The organism is Bacillus sp. FSL M8-0049, from assembly GCF_038593355.1.
GTDB lineage: Bacteria > Bacillota > Bacilli > Bacillales > Bacillaceae > Bacillus > Bacillus safensis.
In genome coordinates, this window is record NZ_CP151986.1 from 3503247 (window position 1) to 3519425 (window position 16179).

A 16179-nucleotide genomic window follows, 5' to 3' on the forward strand; every position below is an offset into this window, starting at 1 on the left:
ATGCGCTTGTATAGAACAAACCCTATTTTGTAAACAAAACGCGGAAGAAATTCCCAGAAGTGAGATCCTTCCGCATATGACTTTTTCATCATTTATGAGTCATGAATGTTATCCTACCATAGGATCGTATGAATTAATAGTCTTTCGAAGGAGCTGATTGATCCCCTTTGATAATGGAAACGCCTGCACTAGCGCCAATACGGGTAGCACCTGCTGCTGTCATTGCCTCAACGTCTTCTTTTGTTCTCACGCCGCCTGATGCTTTCACACCGATGTCAGGTCCTACTGTTTTACGCATTAATGCGATGTCCTCAGCAGTCGCACCGCCTGTACTAAATCCAGTTGATGTTTTCACAAAATCAGCGCCCGCTTTCACTGAAAGCTCACAAGCTTTGACTTTCTCTTCATCAGTAAGTAAACATGTTTCAATAATGACTTTCACTAATGCTTTGCCTTTTGCTGCGTCTACAACTGCACGAATATCTTGTTCAACCACATCATATTCGCCGTCTTTCAATGCCGCAACATTGATGACCATGTCCACTTCTGTGGCACCGTTTTCAATGGCATCCTTTGTTTCGAATGCTTTTACCGCTGTTGTGTTTGCGCCTAACGGGAAACCGATGACTGTACATACATCTACACCTGTTCCTGCTAGTTCTTTCGACGCTAGAGATACCCAAGTTGGGTTTACGCAAACAGATGCAAACTGATGAGTCTTTGCTTCTTCAAGTAACTGCATAATTGCAGCTCTAGTTGTATCTGGTTTTAGTGCTGTATGATCAATGAGCTTTGCTATCGTCATGCTTCACACTTCCTTTTAATTATGATACTTTCATCATATATGACGAGTGAACAATTGTAAACATGGTTATGAAATTTTGTTCATCTATTTTGTGACATTTAAAAGAGACCTCGCTGTGTGCTGATCGATGATCAATACATTCGCATATTTTCCTCTTAGTGCGCCGTGTATAGAAGCCACTTTTCGATGACCGCCAGCGACAAGAATGGATCGTTCTTTTGTCCTTAAATCATCTAACTCCACGCCAATTGTGCGATTGTTAATGGCTTCACTGCAAATGCGTCCATCTTGATCATAAAAGCGCGAGCAAATATCTCCGACACTGGATTGCTTGAGGAGCGCTTTTTCTTCTTCACGGAAATAACCTAGTCTAAACAAAAGTGCTTCATCTCTTACCGTTCCAACAGTAAACACAGCGATATTCGCCTGCTTGCCCATTTCAATAATTCGCTGAATATGTCTGTCCTGCTCAACCATCTCTTTGACGGCAGCACTATCAAATACTACAGGAAGCGGCAAATAGCGCGGTGCTGTTTGAAAGGCCTCAGCAAACAGCTGGATGGTTTCCGCAGAATATGTATTCACATGAGAGTGGCTGATTCCGCCCTTGAGCTGGACAACCTCTACACCTTTTACCTGTTTAGGTTGCATCTTTTGTGCAATTTGATACATAGTCGTTCCCCAGCTCACGCCAACGATATCGCCGTCTTTCACCGTCTCTTGCAAGTAATCTGCACCAAATCGGCTCAAATAATCGGTGATGGTTGGATAGTCGTCCTTTGGCGAAAACACCACATGAGCTTCGAGCAGGTCATATTTTTCCTTGAGCAATGAAGAAAGCTCATTTAAATCCTCAAACGGATCCATCACCGTAATCTGGACGTACCCCTTCTCTTTCGCATATTGAAGCAGACGAGATACAGTCGGTCTCGACAGGTCGAGCTGTTTGGCAATTTCCTGCTGGCTGTAATCAGACAAATAGTAAAGCCTTGCCGCTTCAATACTCAGCTGTTGTTTCTCTCGATCCATTCATACGCCCCCTTTTTTCTTCTATCATAACAAATCGTTCACCTCAGCATGCACAAATGTTCATTTGAAGAAAATTGTATAAGCGGCATGAAAGGTCTCATTCTTTTCTAATGTTTGAATCCCAAACTTCTCTTTATACTGTCCATTCGTCCCTTCCATATCGGCGATGCCATACCACGGCTCAATACAAACAAAAGGAGCCATCGTTCCTTTTTCTTGATCATAAGGCGACCAAATGCCAACGAAAGGAAAGCCTGTGAGATCGACCTCAACTCCGTGACCTGCACCTGAAGTCAATGACACTCGATTGATATGGCTAAAGATCATCGCATCATGCTTAAAAAGCTCTGGCCGAAGCTGGATCGGCTCAAGCTGAATGCCTTTTTCTTTCTCCCTGACAAGTGAATTCCGCAGTTCATATTGCACAGGGAGATGATCAGTGGAAGGTGTCAATGTGAGTGAATAATCTGCTGTTTGCTCGCCTTCAACAAGAGGAATGCGAAATGCTGGGTGCCCTCCAATAGAGAAATACATCGTATCCTCTCCGTCATGATCAATTTCCCAGGAAATCGTCAGTCCATTTTCCGATAGTTCATAACGAATTCGCGCTGTAAATTCATACGGGTATTGCTTCACGTGCCTTCCTCTTGATTCATATTGAAAGGTCACCGAATGCTTCGTTTCTTCATATAAATCAAAATTGACATCACGCAAAAATCCATGCTGCGTGAGCTCAAAGGTTTGATCGTCCATCTTGTATTGATCATTCATTAATCGCCCAACAATCGGAAACAAGACAGGCGACACCCTGCCCCAATAAGCTGGATCACCAGACCACATATGGTGACGCCCGCTTTCCTTGTCAAGCACCTCCCTGACCTCCGCTCCCTTTTCATGAATCTGAACCAATAACTGATCATTTTCGATCGTTCTCATTCAACACATCCCCTTTCCTTCTTCATTTATTATGACAGGGATTTTGGTTTTGAGTATTAAATTCGACATCTCTTAACCCATCAATTAAAAAAATTTTAAAAAAGACAGAAATTCGCCAACAAAATGTAATGCTGATTCGTCTAATCTTATATAAAATAAAAGAATCGTTGCTCTTTTGAATGAACAACAAAAAGAAGCGTTTGACATTGATGGGGGATTCATTTTCATGAACAGCAAGGAAAATCGTTTTCGTTATATTTTAGGATTAGATGGACTAAGAGCCGTTGCTGTATTGGCAGTCATTGCTTATCACTTACATATCGGACCCGCAAGCGGCGGGTTTCTTGGCGTTGATTTATTTTTTGTCATTTCTGGTTACTTGATTACAACGATCTTGTTACATAAGCAGGATTTAGGCTATCAAGAGCTTTTGCCATTTTGGATGGGACGGATCAGGAGGCTTCTTCCAGCCGCTTACATCATGATTTTTATAACCGTCAGCTGGTGCGCGATTGCTGGATCAAATGCATTATTGTCCATTCGTGGCGATGCCATATCGTCCTTTTTTTATGTCAGTAACTGGTGGTACATTTTTCACCAGCTTTCATATTTTGATAGCTTCAATGCCCTATCTCCACTGAAAAATTTGTGGTCTCTGGCAATAGAAGAGCAATTTTATATCATTTGGCCGGTACTGTTGATTGCAGGGCTGAAATGGGTAAAAAACAGATCCCATCTTCCTATGATCACCTTTGGACTTGCACTTGTCTCTGCCTTATGGATGGCGATTCTTTATTCACCAGATACCGATCCAAGCAGGGTTTATTATGGAACAGATACTCGTGCATTTGCGCTCCTGATTGGATGCAGCCTGGCATTTGTGTGGCCTATGCAAAGACTATCCAGCAAAAGATTACTTCCTGTTGGCAGACGTATTTTACATATTGCCGGTTTCGGTTCGTTTGCGATTTTCCTTTTTTGTGTTTATGCAGTGGACGATTTCGATGCCTTTCTCTATCAGGGCGGCATGCTTTTATTCTGTCTGAATGCGGCCATCTTAATTGGGTGCGTCTGCCACCCTGCAAGTCTTATAGGGAAATGGCTGTCCTTTCAGCCGCTCGTCTGGCTTGGTAAGCGGTCTTATGGTATTTATCTGTGGCATTATCCCATTATCGTACTGACCACACCGGTCATTGAAATTGGACAGCCTTCCATAGCGCGTGTCACATTGCAGCTCATCGCCATTTTACTAGTTGCTGAGGCTTCCTATCGCTTCATCGAACAGCCGATCCGCCAGCATGGCTTCAGACAATATTTTTCCTCTTGGTCTATTTGGAAAAAAGGAATCAAACAGTGGTCTACATCTAATAAGGTGTTCCTTGGGATCACCGCAGCTCTTTTGATCTTATTTATCATTGGCATGTCTAACTCGTCCACTTCCTCCCCACATGTGAAGGAAGTGACGCAAATTAAGACAGCACCGAAAAAAACAGCCGAACCACCGGAATCAAAAGCGAAGAAAAAGAAAGAAAAGCACGAGAAAAAAGCAGCTGATCAAAAACAATTTCACCAAGTTCTTGCCATTGGTGATTCTGTCATGTTAGACATTGCGCCGAATCTAGAAAAAGCATATAAACAAATCACCATCGATGGGAAAGTTGGCAGACAAATGAACGAAGCCGTCAGCATTGCCCCTCAATACAAATCATTTAATCAATCTGATGCCGCTGTTATCATTGAACTCGGCACAAATGGTTATTTTACAGAGGACACGCTGAAAGCATTCATTCAAAACTTTTCTAAGGCACATATTTTCCTAGTGAATACGAGGGTTCCAAGGTCATGGGAAAATGATGTGAATGCGGTCATTCAGCGAGTGGCTGATCAAGATCAAAATGTCACCTTGGTCGATTGGCATTCAGCCGCTACTGGACAGCCATCCTATTTTCAGTCCGATGGTGTCCATCTTTCAAAAAAAGGTTCTGACACACTGACACAGCTCATCACAGCAAGCATTAAGAAAAAAGGGGATGTGTCAACGTCATCATAAAAAGACTAGCAGAATGCTAGTCTTCTTTTATGCCGTCAAAAGGCTGGCCCTTATCGCTAATGTCTGCTCTTCCCTTGTTTTTTGATCCACCAAAACAAAATGCCCGTTCTCATATGCTAGTGAAAATAATTCTTCAATATGAAAAATCCCTGGCTGAAACCGCCTGTTCAATAAATGCAGGGCCGTAGCACAGGCGACTTGAGCTGTTGCTTGAGACTCGTCGTGTCCTTTTATTCCAAGCGCTGCATGATGAACCTTTTTCCCATCCGTCCCTGCCGCTTCCACTTTGACCGCATATTGATCTGTTCCCACTTGAGAAGATTGAATCATTGAAATGGCTCGATCCTTCATTTTCGGTAATGTAAGGAACGACGTCAGTCCAAGGCTCCTTGTGAAGGCCAATGCACCCGTCGCTAGACGTGAATCAAAACAAAGCCTTGTCGTCACAGATGGCACATGAATTGTGGAAGGCAATGTCTGTTGATCAGAGAAGGGGAATCGATAGGCATACCGCTTTCCAAGCTGTCCACCAAAGTTGACCGGTCTGCCTCCAGTAAAGCTTTTCACTCTTTTCTGCTGATCATGTTCAGTGAGTTCATATTCAGTATGGACATGATCAATCGTCCATTCAATCGCGGCTTTTCCATGCTGATCCCCCAATCCAAGCATAATCCCAATATCTATTTGATCCACTGATGAAAGCATAGAAGCCGCTTTCGCAGCTAATAAATTTGTAAGACCGGGCGCGAGGCCTACACTGAGCAAAGCCGTTGCACTGATTTGCTGCTGATCCAGCTGTGCCATTTGCTCCATATACGCCCCCTTTGCAGAAATATCGATATAATCAATACCTGCCCGCAGAACGGTTTCAGCAAATGACGTGTCTTCTTGATCGAGACACATGATCACCAGCTTTGTTTCATTCATCCAGTCAGAATCTAATGGCTTTCTAACATCTAGTTTGTAAGGACGGACTCTGCCTTTGGTCTGCTGTGAAAATTGTTCAGCCTTCTCATAGCTTCTCCCCGCCGCAACAATTTGCCCTTTATACACTTCACTTAACTGAAGACATATTTGCTGTCCGACATGTCCATAGCCGCCAATTACCATTACCTGTGATCTCATCTCTCATCCGCCTCTCTACGACCTCGCTTGCAAACAAGCCCTTTGATCATTCCTGCCTGAAAATAAGGTCTGATGTCTCGAAACCCCGCCTCAATTAAATGTCCCCTCATTTCCTCCTCAGGCACAGGATATGTTGCACGTCCCAGTCTGTCATGAAAGGACGAAAACACTTCTTTTCCTAGACCTTGCCGCTTCATGAAAAGAGACAGCATATGAAGCTCTTGCTGAAATGCGCTGGAATTCATCTCTCCTTGTATAAATGCTAGTACAAACGGGGCCCCTGGTTGAAGCCTTTGTGCAATCTCCTGTAAAAATGGCAGCCGATTTTCTACAAAATGAATCACGAGCAGGCTCACTGCGGCATCGTAAACAGCTTCAGCAGACACCTTGTTTAATGCGGTCTCATACCATGTGACACGCGTCTCCATATGGAGCTTTGAAACCCGCTGTTTCGCCATATCCAGCATAGATGCAGAGGGATCGACTCCTGTGATGAGCCAGTCTTCTTTTCTCTGAAGCATGTTGATGATCTCTTCGCCCCCACCCGCTCCGACAGTTAGAATACGAGAGGCCGCTCCCTTTATTTCAGTTTCTAATACATCTACTGTTAACTCATGCAAAAGGTGATAGCCGGGTACTTTATGTGAAATCGTTGCTGCGTATGATTCAGCAACAGGGTCGTGCCAATGCTGGTTTCCTTTCATATGATTCTCCTCCAGTTCCTTTCCGCTTTCCATCGTTTCCTGTACACTAACGATATGACACCTTTATTGTAAAAAGAGGCACCAGAAAAAACGATCCCTAAAAGTGGGGGTTTTTGAGGAGGAGATCATGTGGTCAATCCAGCCACTCATTTTCAGCAGCTAAGGCAGTACATTCGGGACGAACTTGCTGCTGTCATTGATTTTGATGCCGCCTGTATCACAACCATCGATCCAGCCACTCTCCTCTCGACAGGTTCCTACACTGATGAACCGATTGAAGAAATTCATGACCAGCTCTTTCAAAATGAATTTTTAAAAAAGGACGTGCATCAGCATGAGTTTCTAGCCAAAGGCCCTATTCATGCTGCGAGTCTCGTCCAAAGCGGAGAATATCTGAGCAGCGAGCGCTATCTGCATATTTTGATACCTAACGGTTGGTCTGATGAATTGCGGGCAGCCCTTGTGATCCAAGGAGAATGCTGGGGTATCGCCAGCCTTTATCGTCAACAGGGCAAGGAACCTTTTCAGAAGCGAGATATACAAGCAGTCATCGATCTAACACCGTCACTTGCAGCCAAGCTGAGAGATGAGATTTTCAAAAAAAGGGACACTGAAGATGATGATGCGGCGGAGCAGCAAGGATTTCTCATTCTATCAACTCATTACAAGCTTCTTTATGGAAATGAGACAGGGCTCCATTGGCTTCATACATTTCAAACCTTTGAGCAAATCCATGACCAAGCCGTCATGCCCCGCCCGTTCAGAGCATTAGGCGCTAAACTTTTATACGGCAGCACCGATCAAACAGCAGCAAGCATCACAAGAATGCCTACGGGGGTCTTTCTTTCCCTTCAAGCCTTTCGATTGGCGCAGGCTGACAGGCAGGAGAAGGCTGTCATGATTCACATCAAACGAGCCCAAACAAATGATATTCTTCCTTATGCAGCGAAAACGTACAGGCTGACAGAAAGAGAGATGAACGTCCTCGACTGCTTATTAAAGGGCCAGTCGACAAAGGAAATTGCGAGTACGTTATATATTTCACCCCATACCGTTCATGATCATGTGAAAGCGATGCTGCAAAAGACGAATTTAAGCAGCAGACGTATGCTTGTTTACTTTTTCTCCAATATATAAAAAAGCGGCTACCGCACTGGCAGACCGCTCTTTTCTTATTTTCCTAAAACCAGCTCATGCAGAACATGTGCTACTCCGGCTTCATTATTAGATTTTGTTACAACATCTGCTACGGCTTTGACATCATCAATGGCATTTCCCATAGCGACGCCGCAGCCCGCAAACTCTAGCATTGAGACGTCGTTCCCGTTATCACCAATAGCCATGACTTCTTCACGAGGAATTCCCAGCTCCTTCGCTAGAAGCTTCACGGCATTTCCCTTACTCACATCAGGATGCAGGATTTCAAGGAAGAAATCTGTACTTTTCACCATCATATACTTTTCCTTTACTTCAGATGGGATGGCTTGTATCGTTTTTTCCAAACGTTCTGGCTGATCAATATACATCATCTTCGGAAGCCTCATAGATGAATCTGCCTCTTCGACAGGTAAATACTTAAGCGGCAGTTTTGTTAAATAGGATTCAAGAACTGTGTATTCACTAATATCGCGATTCGGTGTGTATAAATTGGCTGAATCGAAATAATGCATCGGTGTATCCAGCTGACGGCTCAATTCATATAAAGAAGCTAAGTCATCATAGGATAATGTCAGCTCTGACACCACTTCATTTGTATGGCTGTTTTGAACAAGTGCTCCATTATACGCGATCACATAATCTCCCTCTTGATTAAGCTGAAGATCAGCTAAATAGCGATTTACCCCGCCAATCGGCCGGCCTGTACATAAGACTATTTTAATTCCTTCTGCCTTAGCCTGTTGAATGGCTTCAAACACTTCATCCGGCACCATATGTTGATCATTTAATAACGTACCATCCATATCAATTGCGACTAATTTATACATTCACTGGTCCCCTTTTCTCAGCAAAAACGTGCTGTCACTATTTTGAGCCACCATTACGATGATGACAGGTTATTTCATTACTATTTACCTATTTTAGCCTATCTTTTTTTCTTCACGCTGTCTACTTGTTCATATCTGTAACAAATATCACATGAGTCTACTCTATTATAACGCATTCTATTCATCGTGCTGATCCCCCATTTGAAACTAGTAAAACAGAACAATTGTCCACCACCATAGAATGTTTTGAAACGAGTAAATCTAATTGTATGATGGATAGCAAAGAAAGGAGGTGCAGGGAATGATTACGTTTACGAGAGGTAAATTGTCAAAAATGTCTGGTGTACATATTGAAACCATTCGTTTTTACGAAAATGAGGGAGTGCTCCCAGAGCCAAAGAGAGCACATAACGGCTATCGTCTATATGATAAAAAATATGTACTCATGCTGTCATTTATCACGGAAGCGAGAAAGCTAGATTTCTCGCTTAAAGAAATTCGTGAAATTATCAAATCACTTTTCGAAAAAAAGTCAAAAACAGAAGCTGAACAGCTGCTCGAGCAAAAAGTCGAAGATATCCAGCACTCTATTCAAGAGTTAAAAAAAAGGAAGGCAGCTATTCAATTGTTAACAAAGCAAACATTAGCAAATATCAGCTGATTGTAAGGGCTGCCAAAGGTGTGCCGGTGTTGATCACTGGCACACCTTCGCTCAGGTATCTCAGTACACGTTCAATGAAAACATCGGTTATACTAGAGTCAGCTTAAACGAGTGGAAGGGGTTTTGAGAATGAACATCGCAGCCATCGGAACAGGTATCATTGTGGAAGGCTTCCTGCAAGCGGTTGAACAGCTCGACGGTGCTTCTTGTCACGCTGTCTATTCAAGAAAGGAAGCAACGGCAAAGAAGCTCGCAGACAAATTTGGGGTGCAGACAACTTATACGGATCTAACTGCTATGCTAGAAGATCCCCACGTAGAAGCCGTTTACATCGCATCACCGAATCGTTTACATAGCGAGCATGCAACGAAAGCATTGAAACACGGAAAACATGTGATATGCGAAAAGCCTTTCACCTCTAATGTGAAAGAGCTGGAAGCCTTAATCGCTCTCGCAAAGGAAAAGCAGCTTCTCCTATTTGAAGCCATTACGACCGTTCATATGCCAAACTATCATTTGATCAAAAAGCACCTTCATCAATTAGGTAAAATCAAACTGGTTCAATGCAACTATAGTCAATATTCAAGCAAATATAATCAGCTGCTAGCCGGCGAAACGCCAAATGTCTTTAACCCTGAGTTCTCTGGAGGAGCGCTGATGGATATTAACATCTATAATGTCCATTTCATCATGAACCTCTTTGGATCACCAGAGCAAGTCCGATATCAGGCAAACCGCCATCCAAACGGTATTGACACATCTGGTGTTTTGACGTTCACTTACAATGATTTTATTGCGACAAGTGTCGGCAGTAAGGATACAAGCAGCATGAACTTTGCATTGATTCAAGGAGAAAAAGGCTTCATTCATGTGAAAAATGGGGCGAATGGGTGCGAGGAAGTGCTGCTGCATGTTGATGACAGGGTCATCTCACTCAATGCACAGACGAATCCAAATCGGCTGTTTTATGAAGCAGAAGCTTTCCAGCAGATCATTGAAACAAAAAATCATGAACAGTGCTATGCATGGCTTGATGAAAGTCTCTCCGTGATGAAAGTTCTTGATGCCGCAAGAAAAGATGCAGGTATTGTTTTCCCAGCAGATCAAATTTAATGAAAAAAACCGCCTTCTATGAGAGGGCGGTTTTTTTCATTAAATACTCTTTGAATACGCCACAAGACGCTGAGACATGTGATTCACTTCATCGACTGCAGCATTCACTTGCTCTGTTAAAGCAGCCTGTGTTTGCGTAAGAGCTGTCATATTCGAGATATTTTCAAGAATTTCATCAATTTGTGTTTTCATTTCCGTTAAACTAGATTCGATATTTTCCGTTGCATTGGCACTATGCAGCGCCAGCTTCCGTACTTCATCTGCAACAACAGAGAATCCGCGGCCCTGTTCACCAGCTCTAGCTGCTTCAATTGCAGCATTTAGACCAAGTAAGTTGGTTTGGTTCGCCACTTCTTTGATTAAGTCAGAAATGTTTTTCGTTTCATCTGCACTATTTTTTGCTAGATTTGCGGCAGACGTTGACTGCTCTTGAGCAACAGCAAGCTCCTGTGCTTGATTTGTCACAGAGCTAATGCCCGATACCATCTCGCTAATAGAACTTGAAAGCTGTTCTACTTGTGAAGCCATTTCATTCGCTGTTTTCTCTTTGTTTTTTTCTAACGTGATGTCACGAATGGTTCCTGCCACACGAAGAGGAACACCTTTTTCATCACGAATGGTTTCACCACCCGCATGATACCAGCGGTACTCCCCATTTTTGCGCTGCAATCTGTAATCAACATCAAACGGTGTGCGTCCAGAGTGGTCATTTAAATGAGCTGCAAAGGCTTGAAGAGCCATTTCTTGATCTTCAGGATGCAGACGGTCGCTCCAGCTGCTTAACACGTTCGGGAAATCTTTTTCGTCTGTAAAGCCAAGCGTTTTTCTGAACTGCGGAGACCACCAGAATTCGTTATTTGGATTGACTGGATCACCGGCCTCTACCACCATGTCCCAAGGAGCTTCGACAAGCGCACGGTTGATTAAGTCATATCTTGTGACGAATGCTTGCAGCTCTTCTTCTTTCAATTTCTGATCATGGATATCAAAAAGAGCTCCCGCCACACGAAGAGGGACACCATTTCGATCACGAACGGTCGTTCCAGTTGCTTTGAACCAGCGATAATCTCCGTTTTTTAACTTTAAGCGATATTCGATATCATATGGCGTACGCCCTGAATGATCCAATAAATGCGAAGAAAATGCATCTAATGTATATTCTTGTTCATCCGGATGTATTCGAGATGCCCAGCTGTCTAATAGATTTGGAAAATCGTGCTCATTTTGAAAGCCGAGCATTCTGCGGAATTCATCCGTCCATGTGAATTCATTTTTTGGATTGACCGGGTCTCCAGCGATGACGACCATATCCCATAAGCCAACTTGAATGGCTTTTGTCACTAATTCCACCCGCATTTGAATATTTTCATGTGCTTCCTGCATTTTTTGCAAAGCTTCATTAATTTGCGCTACCGCTTCTATCGTTTGGCTTGAAGAGAATGCAGCAGTGTCTAATCTTGCTGAAAGGTTTCCCTTTTCGATTCGTTCTATTAATTGGCTGCTTTCACTCAGAAGGATTCCAGCCGATGAATCATTTGCTTTTTTCATAAACATCTTTCATAACTCCTTTCAACTCTTACATTTTTGAAATATTTTATAGTTATAAACAATTCTTTATTAGGACTTTAGTAATACAAAAGATATATCGACAAAAACTGAAAATTGTTTATGTCATAAATAAGGCAAATGTTCATTTATTTGAAGTTTCATTTTTAGAATATGGATGAAATAAGGGAATTATGGATATAAGTATATGTTTTGATAGAATCAACCACTATTTTTGTCTGAAAAATCTCTTTTTTTATATTGACACTGACGTCTTGAAAAAAGAAAATGGAACATAAGCATTTTTAAAAAAGGAGAACGTCATGAGCGCGAATCAGGAGCAACAAGAATTAAAAAAGCTTTTATCACCGCGTCACATTCGCATGATTGCGATGGGCGGGGTCATTGGTACAGGAATCTTTAAAGGAAGTGCCGATACAATTGGTTTAGCAGGCCCTGGGGTCATTTTTTCCTATGTATTTGCTGGATTGCTGCTCCTCATTGTGATGGCAGCATTAGCCGAAATGGCCATTGTGTATCCGGGAAATAATCTTCGCGACCTTATACAAATTGCGCTTGGTCAACGTTTTTCATTTGTCGTCGGCTGGGTTTACTGTTTTATGTGGCTCACTGTATGTGTCATTGAGATTATTGCAGCTGGCAGTCTGCTTCAATACTGGCTGCCGAACGTGCCGCTATGGTCACTATGTTTACTTTGTTCACTCTTAGTCATCGGAATTAACTTAAATAATGTAAAATACTTTGGTGAAATTGAGTTTTGGTTCGCTGGCATGAAGATTTTCGTTATTATTGTCTTTATTATCCTTGGTGCAGCATTATTATTTGGGATCATTCCAAACGAACAAAGCACACCAGCCTTTACCAACTATCAAAACTTCGTCCCGAACGGATGGGGTGCGATCTTTGCATCACTTTTAGTGGTTATTTTCTCTTATGGAGGCTCTGAATTGATCGGGCTGACCATTACTGAAACAAAGGATGCGGAGAAGGTCCTGCCTGGAGTAGTCAAAAGTATGATGTGGCGGATTATCTTATTTTACACATTGCCGATTTTGATCATCTGCGGCCTTATTCCTTGGAATCAAATTGACCCAAATAACAGTCCTTTTGTCCAAGTCTTTTCTGCTGCTGGTATGCAAGGCGCCTCTCACTTCATTAATTTCGTCTTGATTACAGCCGTTCTATCTGCGGCTAATTCCGGAATTTATGGAACGACGAGAATGATTCATTCTCTGGCTAAATCAGACGGCGGTCCGAAAAAACTGGCACGGGTCAACAAAAGAGGCGTACCCATTTTAAGTTTATGGGTTACCGTTCTATTTCTTCTTATCGGAACATTTTTTGCTTACTTATATCCGGACCAAATTTTCAGCTATATGCTGGCTATTCCTGGTTTTGCTGTTTCACTCATTTGGATCAGCATTTGTCTGGCACATCTGAAACTGCGTCCAAAATATCCACAGGAGCCGTATTTCAAGGTGTGGCTGTTTCCATATTTAACTTTATTTGCAGGTCTTGTACTCAGTTTGAGCTTTGTTTTGTTCCTATTCAGACAAGAAAACCTGCCTAGCTCCATTATCAGCATTGGTTTCTTAGCCGCTGCCATCATCGCTTCATTCTTAATGAAAAAGAAGGCTTAAACGCCAAAACCCGCCGAATTGGCGGGTTTTTTTATGAGCTGCTATCTTCTGTTACCTCAAAATCAACCGACGCTTTTGGAATGCCGTTGATGATAATCGTTAAAGTATGGGTTCCCTCATAGTGTTTTCTCGTCGTCATATTTTGAAAGGACTGTGACCGGATAAATTCTCTATGTAACGCTGAACTTGTTTCAAACTCTGTGATTTTAAATACCTTTTGATTGCGGGTACCCCGAGCTTTGACGTAGTCTATGGCATACTCTACACGCAGCTTTAGTGGCTTAGCGGCCTGAAGTGTAAATTGAAAGGTCATTTTCTCTCCAATACGAATAGGGTCTTGCACTACCTTCAAATCTGTTACTTGAACAGATGGATCATCCCCATAACCAAACAAAGCCATGATATCTGGATCGCCTTTTTTTAGTAAAGTACGGGATGCATGTTTGATGATCCAGTTCGTATGTTCATTCGTTCCATACCAGCTTTTAGCCGTCTTCTTCATCAAATCAGGCTGAATTGCAGAAATATCATTTAGGTGGTTCGCTACACTTTTTTGCACATAGCGCGCTGGGTCCGACTTCAAGTTTTCTAAAATAGGCAGCGTAACCGAAGGATTCTTTTTAAGCGCAGGAACAGTTAATCCCCATGGCAAACGTGGTCTGCATCCTTCACTAGCCAGCCGCCGAATATGCTCATTTTGATTCTGTGACCATACAAGCATTTGCGCCAGCATTTTGTCTTGATCCTGAATCAGAAAAGGCCGAACGGCAAATTCAGAAGTGGAAAAAGGCGTAAAGAATTCGAGCGCCTTGATCGAGATATCCCAATGTGCTAGGCCATATGTTTCGACGTAGTCTGGAAATACAAGCGCACTAAGTCCTGAAAAATGCGGGGCTGTCTGACGTAGCACCTCAATCGCCTGCTCATAATCCTTAGGCAGACAGGCATGCATTGATTCAGTGACTCTTTTCATTCTTCCTTTTAACTCAAGCTGCTGCCTATCCTTTTGAAACACAAGCCGCTGGAATTCTTCAGCATCAAACCCAGTCGACGCTTGTGCAAGTTTCTCCGCTATTTCTTCAATAAATAATTCATGATAAACGTGTTTTAATGGTTCGATCGTGTCCGCCTCCCGCTTCTCAATATCTTTATTTTACCCCAATCTGACAAAGGTGGTATTGCCAAAAGCAAAAACAGCCCAATTCCGAAGAATCAGGCTGTTGCGTTTCACTATATAAACATATTAATGATCATAATAAATGCAATAGCACTAACAGAAATGATCGTCTCCATAGCCGTCCATGTCAAAAACGTTTCTTTAATGGTCATCCCAAAATACTCTTTGATCAGCCAAAAACCAGAGTCATTGACGTGAGACAAAATCAATGAACCCGCCCCTGTAGCTAACACTAGAAGCTCTCTGCTCACATCCGGCATAGTTGCAGCAATCGGTGCGACAATACCTGCTGCCGTCATCATGGAGACCGTAGCAGAACCTGTTGCCACACGAATAACCGCAGCAATCAGCCAGCTAAGCAAAATTGGCGAGATTGGCGAATGCTTGGCTAAATCCGCAATATATTCACCAACACCCGAATCGATGAGCACATTATTGAAAGCCCCGCCTGCTCCAATGACAAGCAAAATGGAAGCAATCGGTCCTAAACACTCATTACTAAAGGAAAGCACCCGGTCACGGCTCATTCCTTGCACAAAGCCAAGACTGAAGAAAGAATACACCGTTGCAATCAGCAGTGCTGTAATTGGATCTCCAATGTACTTAAATACCTGATACCAAATATTGTCCTCTGGTAAAATAATATCCGCCAGTGTGGCAAGAAGCATTAAAATCACTGGCACCAAAATCGTAAACATCGTATTTGCAAAGCCGGGAAGTTTTCGATCTTCATTGCGTTCAGTAAATTGCTTTCTCAGCAGCTCTGGAACTGGTTTATGAATCCGCTTTCCAATCCACTTTCCATACAGCGGCCCAGCAATAATAGCTGTCGGCAAACCGACAATAATGGAAAAGAAGATGGTTTTCCCCACGTTGGCATGATAGATGCCGACAGCTGCCATGGCAGCTGGATGAGGCGGCACAAGACCATGAACGACAGACAATCCAGCAATGAGCGAAATCCCAATTGTCACGAGCGAGATGCCCGTTTCAATCGCAATCGTAAACAATAAAGGAATGAGAAGAACGAATCCGACCTGGAAAAAGACAGGTATTCCCACAATAAAGGCAACAAACATCATCGCCCAATGCACATTTTTCGTCCCAAACCGGCCGATTAATGTGTGAGCAATCCGCTCAGCTCCACCTGATTCAGCCATCATTTTCCCGAGCATGGTTCCAAGCGCTAGAACTATGGCCAGCAATGATAACGTATTGCCTAACCCCGTTTTGATGGATTGAATGATTTCCTGCAGGTCCATCCCTGTGGCAAAGCCGACTAACATAGAGGTAATAATTAAACTCACAAACGGATTCAACTTAGCAACTGTTATGAGGATGAGTAAAAGGACAATTGCGGCAATCACGATGAATAAAAGCATGCTCTC

The 16179-nt window shown here is 42.9% G+C and carries 14 protein-coding genes; 5 read left to right on the top strand and 9 right to left on the bottom strand.

The genetic code is table 11. The features are described from left to right. Nucleotides 1-133: 133 nt before the first annotated feature. From deoC to NSU13_RS18115, 3 genes are all read right to left on the bottom strand, one after another. Complete coding sequence (gene deoC, locus NSU13_RS18105) at nucleotides 134-805, bottom strand: deoxyribose-phosphate aldolase (RefSeq protein ID WP_024423938.1); 672 nt, start codon at nucleotides 803-805, stop codon at nucleotides 134-136. 84 nt (nucleotides 806-889) lie between these two features. Then, nucleotides 890-1834, bottom strand: a complete 945-nt coding sequence (locus NSU13_RS18110; RefSeq protein ID WP_070326200.1) for a sugar-binding transcriptional regulator — start codon at nucleotides 1832-1834, stop codon at nucleotides 890-892. A gap of 60 nt (nucleotides 1835-1894) precedes the next feature. Then, nucleotides 1895-2770, bottom strand: a complete 876-nt coding sequence (locus tag NSU13_RS18115; RefSeq protein WP_342489698.1) for an aldose 1-epimerase family protein — start codon at nucleotides 2768-2770, stop codon at nucleotides 1895-1897. A gap of 226 nt (nucleotides 2771-2996) precedes the next feature. On the opposite strand from NSU13_RS18115, the gene NSU13_RS18120 reads away from it, so the two are divergent. After that, nucleotides 2997-4820 carry an acyltransferase family protein gene (locus NSU13_RS18120; protein ID WP_065215056.1) on the top strand — a complete coding sequence of 608 codons (1824 nt, stop codon included), beginning with the start codon at nucleotides 2997-2999 and terminating at the stop codon, nucleotides 4818-4820. Between the two features lie 27 nt (nucleotides 4821-4847). Here NSU13_RS18120 and NSU13_RS18125 read toward each other — a convergent pair whose 3' ends face one another. Further along, on the bottom strand, nucleotides 4848-5945 hold the full coding sequence (locus NSU13_RS18125; protein ID WP_335370669.1) for a saccharopine dehydrogenase NADP-binding domain-containing protein: 1098 nt from the start codon (nucleotides 5943-5945) through the stop codon (nucleotides 4848-4850). Further along, entirely contained in the window at nucleotides 5942-6649 is a 708-nt protein-coding gene (locus NSU13_RS18130; RefSeq protein WP_342489699.1) for a class I SAM-dependent methyltransferase, read from the bottom strand. Before NSU13_RS18130 ends, NSU13_RS18125 begins: the two co-directional genes overlap by 4 nt. A gap of 129 nt (nucleotides 6650-6778) precedes the next feature. Between NSU13_RS18130 and NSU13_RS18135 the strand changes: the two genes are divergently transcribed. After that, nucleotides 6779-7786, top strand: coding sequence for a helix-turn-helix transcriptional regulator (locus NSU13_RS18135; RefSeq protein ID WP_342489700.1), 1008 nt, complete (start codon nucleotides 6779-6781; stop codon nucleotides 7784-7786). Nucleotides 7787-7821: 35 nt separating this feature from the next. Here NSU13_RS18135 and yidA read toward each other — a convergent pair whose 3' ends face one another. Then, nucleotides 7822-8634 carry a sugar-phosphatase gene (gene yidA / locus NSU13_RS18140; protein ID WP_041118302.1) on the bottom strand — a complete coding sequence of 271 codons (813 nt, stop codon included), beginning with the start codon at nucleotides 8632-8634 and terminating at the stop codon, nucleotides 7822-7824. Between the two features lie 301 nt (nucleotides 8635-8935). On the opposite strand from yidA, the gene NSU13_RS18145 reads away from it, so the two are divergent. Beyond that, on the top strand, nucleotides 8936-9295 hold the full coding sequence (locus NSU13_RS18145) for a MerR family transcriptional regulator (protein ID WP_024423948.1): 360 nt from the start codon (nucleotides 8936-8938) through the stop codon (nucleotides 9293-9295). Nucleotides 9296-9424: 129 nt separating this feature from the next. Continuing rightward, nucleotides 9425-10408: a Gfo/Idh/MocA family oxidoreductase gene (locus NSU13_RS18150; RefSeq protein ID WP_211043732.1), complete on the top strand. Its 984-nt coding sequence runs from the start codon at nucleotides 9425-9427 to the stop codon at nucleotides 10406-10408. Between the two features lie 39 nt (nucleotides 10409-10447). On the opposite strand, the gene NSU13_RS18155 is transcribed toward NSU13_RS18150, so the two are convergent. Then, nucleotides 10448-11962 carry a PAS domain-containing protein gene (locus tag NSU13_RS18155; RefSeq protein ID WP_342489701.1) on the bottom strand — a complete coding sequence of 505 codons (1515 nt, stop codon included), beginning with the start codon at nucleotides 11960-11962 and terminating at the stop codon, nucleotides 10448-10450. 314 nt (nucleotides 11963-12276) lie between these two features. Between NSU13_RS18155 and NSU13_RS18160 the strand changes: the two genes are divergently transcribed. After that, a complete protein-coding gene (locus NSU13_RS18160; RefSeq protein ID WP_061110291.1) occupies nucleotides 12277-13614 on the top strand; it encodes an amino acid permease in 1338 nt (445 codons plus the stop codon). A gap of 31 nt (nucleotides 13615-13645) precedes the next feature. On the opposite strand, the gene NSU13_RS18165 is transcribed toward NSU13_RS18160, so the two are convergent. Then, nucleotides 13646-14587, bottom strand: coding sequence for a hypothetical protein (locus NSU13_RS18165; protein WP_251232371.1), 942 nt, complete (start codon nucleotides 14585-14587; stop codon nucleotides 13646-13648). A 257-nt stretch (nucleotides 14588-14844) separates the two neighbouring features. Then, nucleotides 14845-16173 carry a GntP family permease gene (locus tag NSU13_RS18170; protein WP_034281397.1) on the bottom strand — a complete coding sequence of 443 codons (1329 nt, stop codon included), beginning with the start codon at nucleotides 16171-16173 and terminating at the stop codon, nucleotides 14845-14847. Nucleotides 16174-16179 lie beyond the last annotated feature (6 nt).

Excerpts from the sequence above, each read along its gene's own strand:
- NSU13_RS18125 (WP_335370669.1), bottom strand. The coding sequence starts at position 5,945 with ATGAGATCACAGGTAATGGTAATTGGCGGCTATGGACATGTCGGACAG.
- NSU13_RS18110 (WP_070326200.1), bottom strand. The coding sequence starts at position 1,834 with ATGGATCGAGAGAAACAACAGCTGAGTATTGAAGCGGCAAGGCTTTAC.
- NSU13_RS18145 (WP_024423948.1), top strand. The coding sequence starts at position 8,936 with ATGATTACGTTTACGAGAGGTAAATTGTCAAAAATGTCTGGTGTACAT.
- NSU13_RS18160 (WP_061110291.1), top strand. The coding sequence starts at position 12,277 with ATGAGCGCGAATCAGGAGCAACAAGAATTAAAAAAGCTTTTATCACCG.
- NSU13_RS18150 (WP_211043732.1), top strand. The coding sequence starts at position 9,425 with ATGAACATCGCAGCCATCGGAACAGGTATCATTGTGGAAGGCTTCCTG.
- NSU13_RS18120 (WP_065215056.1), top strand. The coding sequence starts at position 2,997 with ATGAACAGCAAGGAAAATCGTTTTCGTTATATTTTAGGATTAGATGGA.
- NSU13_RS18170 (WP_034281397.1), bottom strand. The coding sequence starts at position 16,173 with ATGCTTTTATTCATCGTGATTGCCGCAATTGTCCTTTTACTCATCCTC.
- NSU13_RS18115 (WP_342489698.1), bottom strand. The coding sequence starts at position 2,770 with ATGAGAACGATCGAAAATGATCAGTTATTGGTTCAGATTCATGAAAAG.
- deoC (WP_024423938.1), bottom strand. The coding sequence starts at position 805 with ATGACGATAGCAAAGCTCATTGATCATACAGCACTAAAACCAGATACA.
- yidA (WP_041118302.1), bottom strand. The coding sequence starts at position 8,634 with ATGTATAAATTAGTCGCAATTGATATGGATGGTACGTTATTAAATGAT.
- NSU13_RS18165 (WP_251232371.1), bottom strand. The coding sequence starts at position 14,587 with ATGAAAAGAGTCACTGAATCAATGCATGCCTGTCTGCCTAAGGATTAT.
- NSU13_RS18155 (WP_342489701.1), bottom strand. The coding sequence starts at position 11,962 with ATGTTTATGAAAAAAGCAAATGATTCATCGGCTGGAATCCTTCTGAGT.
- NSU13_RS18130 (WP_342489699.1), bottom strand. The coding sequence starts at position 6,649 with ATGAAAGGAAACCAGCATTGGCACGACCCTGTTGCTGAATCATACGCA.